This window comes from Frankia sp. Mgl5 (assembly GCF_023242985.1).
GTDB classification, from domain to species: Bacteria; Actinomycetota; Actinomycetes; order Frankiales; family Frankiaceae; genus Parafrankia; species Parafrankia soli.
Map to the genome: position 1 here is coordinate 1 of NZ_JALKFY010000739.1, position 2742 is coordinate 2742.

The 2742-nt window shown below is 70.7% G+C and carries 2 protein-coding genes; both read right to left on the bottom strand.

Translation table 11 applies throughout. From position 1 onward, the window contains the following. Positions 1–660 (bottom strand): beta-ketoacyl synthase N-terminal-like domain-containing protein (locus MXD62_RS27225; RefSeq protein ID WP_248832259.1); only part of this gene is annotated, 660 nt, incomplete at its 3' end. Positions 661–689: 29 nt separating this feature from the next. After that, a partial coding sequence (locus tag MXD62_RS27230) for a beta-ketoacyl reductase (protein WP_248832260.1) occupies positions 690–2742 on the bottom strand: 2053 nt, incomplete at its 5' end.

Below are 2742 nucleotides of genomic sequence, written 5' to 3' on the forward strand. Positions count from 1 at the left end.
GCACTCACCCGCCCGCAACGCCCGCGCCGCCAGATGCAACGCCACCAACGACGACGAACACGCCGTATCCACCGTGACCGAAGGACCACGCAGGTCAAGTGTGTAGGAGACCCGGCCCGAGAGCACGCTGCCGGATCGACCCATCGCTAGAAATGCTTCGACGCCGGCGGGGACACGTGTCACGCCGGCCGCGTAGTCGTGGTACATCAGGCCGGCGTACACCCCGATCTCCTGGCCCCGGATCGAGCGCGGATCGATACCGGCCCTCTCCAATGCCTCCCAGGAAACCTCCAGTAGCAGTCGCTGCTGGGGATCCGTACCCAGCGCCTCCCGGTCGGAAAGGCCGAAAAACTCCGCGTCGAAATCACCAGCGCCGCGCAGGAACCCGCCCCTTCGGACGTAGGTCCGACCCGGCTCGTCGAAGTCGGGATGGTAGATACCGTCGAGATCCCAGCCGCGATCGGTGGGGAACTCCTCAACGGCGTCGACGCCACGGGCCACCATCTCCCACAGTTCCTCCGGGGTGGTCACCCCACCAGGCAGCCGGCACGCCATCGCCACGATTGCGATCGGCTCGCTCGCGCGCAGCATCTCGTCGCGGAGCCGCTCGTTCTCCTTGAGCGAAGCGCGCAGTGCAGCGACCAGCCTGTCGTCGGCCACAGTCGTCGTTCCTCCCTGGTAGTGGCCCGTCAGGGCGTCTGGCTGTCGAGGGCACGCGCGACGAGAGCGTCGACGTCAAGGCTGTCGATCGCGTCGGAGCCGCCGCCGCGGTGATCGGTCCGGGCGGCCGGACCAGGGCGGTGCGGGTCGCCGACCTGCGCCACCTCCGCGGAGTCCACGAGCCGCAGCAGGGTCGGCAGCACTCCGGCCTCGCGAAAACTACTCAACGGCACCGAGGCAAGAACTCGGCGCAACCTCCGGTCCTCCTCGTCATCGACATCGGCCGCCGGAACACTCGCGACAACGGCCTCTACGGGGGCCGCGGCGAGAAGTTCGGAGCCCACCAGTCCGGCCAGTGCACGCGGAGTCGGGTAGTCGAAGACCAGCGTCACCGGCAGGCGGAGACCGATCGCGCGGCTGAGGCGGTTCCGCAGCTCCAGCGCGGTCAGTGAGTCGAAACCCGCCTCCTTGAAGGACTGCTCCGGTTCGAGCGCGTCTACGGAGGGCAGACCGAGCACCTCGGCGGCGTTGCGGATGACTGCCTCGAGCACCGCCTCGGTGCGTTCCTCGTCGGGCAGTTCGGCCAGCCGGCGTGCGAGTTCCGCCGTCTGGCTGGTGTCCGCACCGGCCGCGTGGGGGCGCGCGCGCCGTCGTGTCGGTCGTGGCAGGCCACGCATCAGCGGCTCAATGCCGTCAGGCACTGCCGCGAGGTCGAGTCGGGCGGCCACCAGTACCGGTTCGCCCGCGTTCAATGCCGCGTCGAACAGTGCCAGCCCGTCGGCGTCGGAAAGCGCGATCAGCCCTGCGCGCGCGAGGCGTTCCTGGTCAGCGTGTCCGAGCTGATCCGCCATTCCACCGGTCCGGGCCCACTGTCCCCAGGCTATCGATACCGTCGGCAGACCGGCGGCGTGGCGCTGCCGGGCCAGCGCGTCCATCGCAGCGTTGGCCGCCGCGTAGTTCGCCTGGCCAGGGGACCCGAACACTCCGGCGACAGAGGAGTAGAGAACGAACGCCGCCAGGTCGATGTCCTTGGTCAGCTCGTGTAGGTGCCACGCCACGTCGATCTTCGGCCGGAGGACCGCGTCCAGCCGCTCGGGGGTGAGCGCCGAGACAACCCCGTCGTCCAGGACTCCCGCCGCGTGCACAACGGCGGTCAGCGGGTGCTCGGCGGGGATGGCGGCGAAGACCGCTGACAGCGCGTCGCGATCCACGGCGTCGCATGCGGGCGCGGTCACCTTCGCGCCCAGCTCCGACAGCTCGGCCACCAGGTCGGCGGCGCCCCCGCGGCGGCCGAGCAGCACCAGGTGGCGCACCCCGTGCTCCACCACGAGATGGCGGGCGAGCAACGATCCGAGCGCGCCGCCTCCCCCGGTGACCAGCACCGTTCCCTCCGGGTCCCACCGCCGTGGCAGATGTCTGCCCGAGGGCGCGGCGGCGGGAAGCGCTGCCCGCCGCAGCATGGGCACCATGACCTGATTCGTGCGGACGGCAATCTCTGCTTCGTCGGTGGCCAGCACCGCCGCCAGCTGATCGTCGTCCAGCCGCACCTGGTCGCCATCAAGGTCGACCAGGGTGAACTGGCCGGGATGCTCGGATCTCGCGCCACGGACGAACCCCCAGATCGCGGCGGCGGCCGGATCGGCCAGCGCGTTCCGGGTGAGCAGTACGAGCCGTGAAGCAGCCAGGTCGGGTTCGGCCAGCCATGCCTGTATGAGCGCCAGCACACCGCGCGCGGCGACCCGCACCGAACCAACCCTGGTCAGATCCGCGATCGCGGCGCCCGGCATCGCCGTTCCGCCGCGTGCGGCGTCCGCGAGCCGGGCAATATCCGCGATCTGGTGGCGGTCCAGAGCGCGGAGGGTGCCTTCGGGCGCGGCAACACCCACAGGCTCGAGGAGATCCTGTTCCTCAGCCAGGTGCGGGCCCATGGCGGTGGGGTCCATGCTGCCGGTGCCCAGGCGGACGAAAGACACCGGGCCGCGGACGGGCGGCGGCTCGGTGGGCTTCCAGGCCAGGTGGAAGAGTGCGTCGTGGGTGGGGTGGGGTGGGGTGGCGGGTCGGGTGGTGAGGGAGTGGATGGAC